4 protein-coding genes (1 of these 4 running past the window's edge) are annotated in these 7,325 nt (G+C 68.3%); 2 read left to right on the forward strand and 2 right to left on the reverse strand.

The genetic code is table 11. The features are described from left to right. Positions 1-409 precede the first annotated feature (409 nt). Positions 410-1,543: a fatty acid desaturase family protein gene (locus FrCorBMG51_RS20305; protein WP_047224631.1), complete on the forward strand. Its 1,134-nt coding sequence runs from the start codon at positions 410-412 to the stop codon at positions 1,541-1,543. Positions 1,544-1,882: 339 nt separating this feature from the next. Beyond that, positions 1,883-3,607 (forward strand): arginine--tRNA ligase, encoded by a 1,725-nt coding sequence (gene argS, locus FrCorBMG51_RS20310; protein WP_047224632.1) that lies wholly within the window; start codon positions 1,883-1,885, stop codon positions 3,605-3,607. Between the two features lie 81 nt (positions 3,608-3,688). Here argS and FrCorBMG51_RS25655 read toward each other — a convergent pair whose 3' ends face one another. Continuing rightward, the gene (locus tag FrCorBMG51_RS25655; RefSeq protein WP_052914876.1) at positions 3,689-6,541 is read right to left on the reverse strand and encodes a sensor domain-containing protein; all 2,853 of its coding nucleotides are present in this window, start codon (positions 6,539-6,541) and stop codon (positions 3,689-3,691) included. A gap of 257 nt (positions 6,542-6,798) precedes the next feature. Continuing rightward, a protein-coding gene (locus FrCorBMG51_RS20320) for an HNH endonuclease family protein (RefSeq protein WP_476742218.1) crosses the window boundary here: on the reverse strand, positions 6,799-7,325 show its 3' portion. Its footprint extends 499 nt past the window's final position; 527 of the gene's 1,026 nt are visible here — the last part of the coding sequence; its start codon lies off the right edge, out of view — the gene reads right to left on this strand; the stop codon is at positions 6,799-6,801.

Consider the following 7,325-nt stretch of genomic DNA (forward strand, 5'->3'; position numbering starts at 1 on the left):
GTTCTTATCTTAGCGGCATTGACGGCAGTACACCCGGCTCACTCCCGCGGATGCGCGGCACGGAAAGGGCTGGTCGATTCCGATATAGAGGTAAAGGGAATGAATTCTTGCGGAATGCGTCCATTGACACTCCTCGGTCTCGCCAGTGGCTATGACAGACAAGATCCATGTTGCTTAAAGTGATTGAACTTTCTACTGTTAGTAATAACTAGCTTGTCCGCTGTCGGATGAGGTGCAGGTCGGGAAGATCCGTTTCTCCGGCCGTGTATCGGGCAGAGCTCGCACCATTCCCGACCTCCGACGACCGGGAGGAAACGCACGGTGGTAGTCGGGAGGTTCCCGCGCGAGGTCGTGATCTTGCTGGCAGCACTATGTAGGAGAGAGACGACACTCTGTAGGAGAGATGCGTATGGAAGGCACGACCCAGCTCACCGCTGTGGATGTCGAGGAGTTCGGTCGTGCGCTCGACCGGCTCCGCGAGGAGATCCTGGCCGGTCTGGGGGAGGGCGACGCCCGCTACATCCGCCGGGTGATCGCCGTTCAGCGGAGCCTGGAGGCGGGTGGACGGGCGGTCATGTTCGCCTCCCTGCTGCCCCCGGCGTGGCTGGCGGGCACCGCGATGCTGGCCACTGCCAAGATCCTGGAGAACATGGAGATCGGGCACAACGTTCTGCACGGGCAGTGGGACTGGATGCGCGACCCCGAGATCCACTCCACTGCCTGGGAGTGGGACTCCGCGTCTCCCGCCGAGCAGTGGAAACATTCCCACAACTATGTGCACCACACCTACACGAACGTTCTCGGCAAGGACCGGGACATTGGCTACAGTGCGCTGCGGGTCCACCCGGAGCAGCCCTGGCATCCCGTCTACCTCGCCCAGCCGCTGTACAACCTGATGCTTGCAATGGTCTTCGAGTGGGGAATAGCGATCTACGACTCCGAACTCGAACGTGCCTGGCGGGGCGAGAAGAGCTGGGCCGAGACCCTGGCTCAGCTGTCGACAGCGCTGCGGAAGGGAGGACGTCAGGTTTTCAAGGACTATGTGGCCTTCCCGCTGCTCGCCGGTCCGGCTTTCCTGCCCGTTCTGTTCGGTAACCTCACCGCCAACACCATCCGTAACGTCTGGGCTCATATGATTATCTTCTGTGGTCACTTCCCGGAAGGGGTCGAGGTTTTCACCGAGGAGCAGATCGAGGGGGAGACCCGCGGTGAGTGGTACCTGCGGCAGATGTTGGGCTCGGTCAACATCGAGGGCTCCGCGTTGTTCCATGTCCTGAGCGGGAACCTGAGTTTTCAGATCGAACACCACCTTTTTCCCGATCTACCCAGCAACCGGTACGCCCAGATCGCGCCGGAGGTACGCGCCCTGTGCGCACGTTTCGGCCTTCCCTACAACACCGGCCCGTTGCTGCGGCAGACGTCCAGCGTGTGGAAGCGCATTCTGCGACTGGCGCTTCCAGGCCCCGCTCGACGGCCTGTCGAAACCGACAAAAACGAAGAAGCCGGTGCGGTGGAATCGCGGGGGGCGTCCTCCGCGGCCTGATCGGATCTCCATCCCGGCCACTGCCGCACGGGCCGCGACAGCCGGGGCCGCGTGAGCTGTAACCGCGGTCATGACAGGCCGGCGCGGACCTCTTCGTCCATCACAGCGCCCGTCCCGAAAGCCGACCGGAACGTATAGCCGACAACCCGCCACGGTGCCGTCGGCCCGTCCCGTCGAGAGCATGGTTGAGATCCGCGCCCGGGAGCGCTCGAGATCCTCGAAGCTGAGCCTCCTCGAAGTGGGCATCGCGGACCCGGCCGGCGGGCACGTGGCGCGGATCGGTGGGTGCGGTCGCGCACGGCGGTCCGGGCCGGGCGCCGAGTCGGTAGATTCACGGGCGTGACGAGCCTGGAACGTCTTCTCGACGAGCGGTTGGGCGCGGCCTTCACGGCCGTTGCCGGCGAACAGGTCGATCCTGCCATCCGGCGGTCGCAGCGAGCGGACTACCAGGCGGACGCGGCCCTCTCACTGGCCCGCCGCCTTCGTCGCAACCCGCGTGACATCGCCGCCGAAGTGGTCGGGGCCGCCGAGCTCGACGACCTGTGCGAGACGGTCGAGGTGGCCGGGCCGGGGTTCATCAACCTGCACCTGGCCGCGTCCGCGCTGGAGCGCCTGCTCGGGGAGGTGCTCGGCGACGAGCGGCTCGGCGTCGCGCCGGTGCCCGAGCCCGAGGTGGTCGTCGTCGACTATTCCGGGCCGAACGCCGCCAAGGAGATGCACGTCGGCCATCTCCGGTCGACGATCATCGGGGACGCGGCGGTGCGGCTGCTGAGCTGGCTGGGCCATCAGGTCGTCCGGCAGAATCACATCGGGGACTGGGGCACGCCGTTCGGCATGCTGGTCGAGCATCTGCTCGACATCGGCGAGTCCGAGGCCGCCCACGAGCTTTCCGTCGGCGATCTCAACGCCTTCTACAGGGCCGCCCGGGTGAAGTTCGACGCGGACGAGACGTTCAAGGAGCGTTCCCGGCTGCGGGTCGTCCAGCTCCAGGCCGGCGACCCGACGACACGCCGGCTCTGGCACGTCCTGGTCGGCGAGTCCAAGAAGTACTTCCTGACCGTTTACTCCCAGCTCGGTGTGCTGCTCACCGAGGCGGACTTCCGCGGAGAGAGCTCCTACAACGACCAGTTGGGCCCGGTCGTCGACGAGCTGACCGAGCTGGGGCTGCTGCGGCTGAGCGACGGCGCCCTGTGTGCCTTCCCGGAAGGGTTCAAGAACCGGGACGGTGAGCCCCTGCCGCTCATCGTGCGCAAACGGGACGGCGGTTACGGGTATGCGACCACAGATCTGGCGACGATTCGTCACCGGATCCGTGACCTGCACGCGACCCGGCTGCTCTACGTGGTGGGCCTGCCGCAGTACCAGCATTTCGAGATGATCTATGAGGTGGCTCGGGAGGCCGGTTGGCTTCGCGCGCCCGTGCGGGCCGAGCACATCGGGCACGGGTCGATCCTGGGCGCCGACGGCAAGATGCTGCGGACGAGGGCCGGCGACTCCGTGAAGCTCGTCGCCCTGTTGGAGCAGGCGGTTTCCCGGGCGGCCGACGTCATCGCCGTGAAGAATCCCGGGTTGGACGCTCAGACCCGCGCGCAGGTCGCCCAGGCGATCGGGATCGGTGCCGTGAAGTACGCGGACCTCTCGACCGACCGGTCAAAGGACTACGTCTTCGACCTGGACCGCATGCTGGCTTTCGACGGGAACACCGCGCCCTATCTGCAGTACGCCCACGCGAGGATCTGCTCGGTGTTCCGCCGGGCCGGGCTCACGTATCCGGTCACCGCCGCCGACATCCGGATCGGCGAGCCCGAGGAACGTCACCTCGCCGTTCAGCTGCTCAGCTTCGGCGACGTGGTCGAGGGCATTGTCGACTCGCTCGAGTTCCACCGGCTGGCGGGTTATCTTTTCAGCCTGGCGGCCGCTTTCACGAATTTCTACGAAAAATGCCCTATTCTCCGTGCCGAGGAGCCGGTCCGCACCAGCCGGATCGCCCTGTGCGACCTGACCCGGCGCGCCCTCGCGACCGGCCTGGGCCTGCTCGGTATCATCGCGCCCGAGCGGATGTGACCGGATTTCCCGGCCACAGGCCATGATTCCTGGCTGGTGGCCGCGGTCGCTGGGGCCGACCGTGGCCGTGGACCCGGCTCGTCACGGCTGGCCGGCGGCGGCTGTCTGCCGGGCGGGCAGACGCGGTTCGGGGCGGGCGAAGTAGTCGCCCTGCACAAGGTCGCAGCTCAGATCGGTGAGTGCGGCAAGCTGTTCGGGGGTCTCCACCCCCTTCGCGATGGCGGTCATGCCGAGGGCGTGGGCCAACTGGATGCCGGCGGCGGCGATGGCGTAGGAGGCGGGATCGTCGATCAGCCCGCCGATGAACCGGCGGTCGATTTTCAGACCGTCGAGCGGCAGGCCGCGCAGCCGGGTGAGGGACAGATGGCCGGTGCCGAAGTTGTCAACGTGGATGGCGACGCCGAGGGCGTGCACGGCCTGTAGGGTGCTGGTGACGGTCTCGTCGTCGTCCCTGAGGGCGCTCTCGGTGATTTCGAGGCAGAGTTGGTAGCGGTGGTCGGCGTTGGTGGTCCGCAGAAGTGTCTCGAGCTCGGGCAGGAAACCGGGGTCGGTGAACTGGCGGATAGAGGCGTTGACGCTGATGCGCGGCGGGCATGCCGGTGGCGGACCCGCCGCCCGGGTAGCCGCCCAGGTGGCCGCGGTGTGGCAGGCGGTACGCAGGGCCCACCGGTCCAGCGGGACGACTATCCCGGTCTCCTCGGCGAGGGGGAGGAACGCCTCGGGATACAGCAGGCCGCGTTCGGGATGCTGCCAGCGCAGGAGAGCCTCGGCTCCGACGATCTCACCGCCGAGGCTGACAACGGGCTGGTAGTGCAACCGGAGATCGCCCGTGCCAGGGGCGTTGCGCAGGTCGTTCTCGGTGGTGAGCCTGTCCAGGGAGGTGCTGCGCATGCTCTCCTCGAAGAGCAGGTAGCGGCCGCGGCCCTGGTGCTTGGCGCCGTACATGGCGATGTCGGCGGCCTGTAGCAGGCCGGCGGGGTCGGGGATGGCCGGCCCGGACAGAGCGACGCCGACACTGGCGCTGACGCTCACCTGGCACCCGTCGAGGATCATGGGTTCGGAGAGGGCGGTCACGACCCGCTCGGCGATGGTGGACAGGGTGGCTTCCGCCTGGATCTCCTCGCACAGGACGGCGAACTCGTCGCCGGAGAGGCGGGCGACGGTGTCCCCGGGCCGGACGGCGCCCCGCAGGCGGGTGGCCACCTCGCACAGCAGCCGGTCGCCGATGTGATGCCCCAGCGAGTCGTTGACACCCTTGAAGCCGTCGAGGTCGACGAACAGGAGCCCGGTCCGGCGCTGCCGGCACTGTTTCTGCCCGTCCTGCTTCTGCCTGCCCCGGGCTGGCTGGTCCTGGTCCGGGCGGCCGGGCTTCAGGACCTGGCCGAGTCGCTCGAACAGTGCGGTGCGGTTGGCCAGCCCGGTGAGCTCGTCGTGCAGAGCACGGTGGTTGGCGTCGCGTTCGACCTGGTACCGGATGGCCGCCGCGCTCAGCACGGTTGCGACCGTCCGCACGAACCCGACCTCGCGATCGGTGAACGAGCCGGAGCTGGAGTCGGAGCCGGACGTGCCAGTGGCGTCTGCCGCGGGCACGATCGGCCCTTCCGGACGGTCCGGAAAGGTGCTGGCCGGGCCGGGAGGGCCGGACGCGGCCGGCGGCGTGCCGCGGTAGATCGTGAGGATCGCGGTCGGGTCGTCGGGCCGGCCGATCGGGATCGCCAGACCGGAGCATCCACCGGAGGGCGCCCCCTGGCCGTCGTCCCGCCGCTGCGGTGGGCCCTGCCCGTTGCGCGTGCCCTGCTGGTCCTGAAAATCCTGCTGGTCCCGGAAAAAACCTGGCTGGTTGTGCGGGCCTGCCTGCCGCGGCGAGTCCTGCCGGTCGGAGGCGGGGATGCGGTCGGCGTGGACGGGGCCGCGGGTCGCGAGCGCCGACGTGACCAGGATGCCGGGTTCGGGCGGCGTCCCAACGGCCGTGGCCAGGCACGGCCCGGCGTGCCCGGGGGGCAGTTCGTGCACGGTGACGGCGTCCGCACGCAGATGGTCGGCGATCATCTGCGCGGCGGCGCGCCACAGCGGCTGCGGATCGGGGTTGTGCAGGGAGCGCTCTCCCAGCTCCGCCACGATCGCCTGTTCGGCCGAGCGGACCCGCAGTTCCGCCAGCGCCTGCTCGCGCTCGGTGACGTCGGTGGTGACCATCGCCACCGACGTCACGGTGCCGTCCGCAGCGGACAGGGGCACCGCGTGGATGTCGTAACGGCGTCCAGCCGCCTCGATGACACCTGACAGGCGCTTGCCGGAGCGCGCAGCCCGGCGGGCCATGCGCCGGATCGTCACGTCATCGAAGGCCGTCCCCCCGGAGGTCATCTCCTTGGAGGTGTCGGGACCCCTGGGCGTGTCGAAGGAGCCGAGGGCTTCAAGGGCCTCGAGGGCCTCGGACGCCGACGGCCGCGAGGCGCCCGCATGGTCGACGTCCCGCCCGCCTCCGGCGTGCTCGACGCGCCCGATCCGGTCCAGGAGGAACAGCGTCACCGGCGCGTTCTCCAGCAGCAGCCGCAGGTGGTGGCGGGCGGTCACCTCCCGGGTGATGTCCTGGAACTGAACGAGACGGTGGGGCCGTGGGTCGGAGCCGTCCCGCAGGAGGGTGGTGATGGCCAGGGCGTGGACCACCGAGCCGTCCGGGCGGACGAACCGGATCACGTCCTGCTGACCATCGCGACAGCCGGCCGCGTGGAGTGACGCGTCGTCCGGTCGTTTCGCCCGCTCGCCCGGGTGGATCAGCACGTCCCAGGCCGTGCGAAGGAGCTCCGCCTCGCCACGGCCGAGGATCTGGCAGGCGGCCGCGTTCACCCGCCACACCAGATTATCGACTACACCGACGAGCGCCATTCCGATCTGTAGCCGGTCGAACAGATCGAGGCGATCCCCCTCCAGTCCCACCGGTTCCTCACCTACTCACCCGTGTCTGCCTCACCCGTGTCGGTTCTCGACGGCCTCCGCCTGATCGAACGTATTCGGGGAAGAAACCGGGAGTCCCTCCGGTAACAGAAAAGTTAACTGTACTCGCTTGGTGGCCTGATGTGACGAGTGTGACGTGGATGCGATCGTCCAGGTCGTTACAGTGATCATCTATCTCGTGTGTGATCGCTTACCAGGCGCGACAGCCCCACCGGCCGGCAGGGTCGGCTGGTCGGCCGTCAGCGGGCCTGCGTCGCGCCGAGCACGGGCTGGTCCGGGCAGCCGCTCAGGATTCTGATCATTGCTTCCCGCTCGGCCGCGTCCACCCACAGGCCGTAGCGGGCCTTCACTCCGATCTGCCGGGCCACGTATCGGCAGCGGTATCCCCGGTTCGGAGGCAGCCACTGCGCGGCATCGTCGTCGCTCTTGTCCTGGTTCGTCGGACCGTTGACGGCAAGCAGGTTCTCCGGATCGTTGGCGAACGCCAGCCGCTTGTCCGGCGACCAGAAGGCGGCCCCGGTCCGCCAGGCGTCCGCCAGCGCCACCACATGGTCGATCTGGACGGCGCTCGCGGACCGTGAACGGTCGAAGCGGACGATCCGGTTGGTGTACGGATCCCTCAGCTCACCGGTCAGCACTGTGCACGAGTTCCGCCGCACGGTCACCAGCGTCAGGTCGCGGTGCAGGATGTCGTTGCGCGTGTCGCAGCCGTTGCCGTCGACGTCCGACCAGGCGGCGCCGAACTCGTCCCGCCGGTACGGCGGCG

The sequence above is a fragment of the Protofrankia coriariae genome, assembly GCF_001017755.1.
GTDB classification, from domain to species: domain Bacteria; phylum Actinomycetota; class Actinomycetes; order Frankiales; family Frankiaceae; genus Protofrankia; species Protofrankia coriariae.

Bases quoted from the DNA above. Each gene is read 5' to 3' on its own strand.
- FrCorBMG51_RS20305 (WP_047224631.1), top strand. From the start codon at position 410: ATGGAAGGCACGACCCAGCTCACCGCTGTGGATGTCGAGGAGTTCGGT.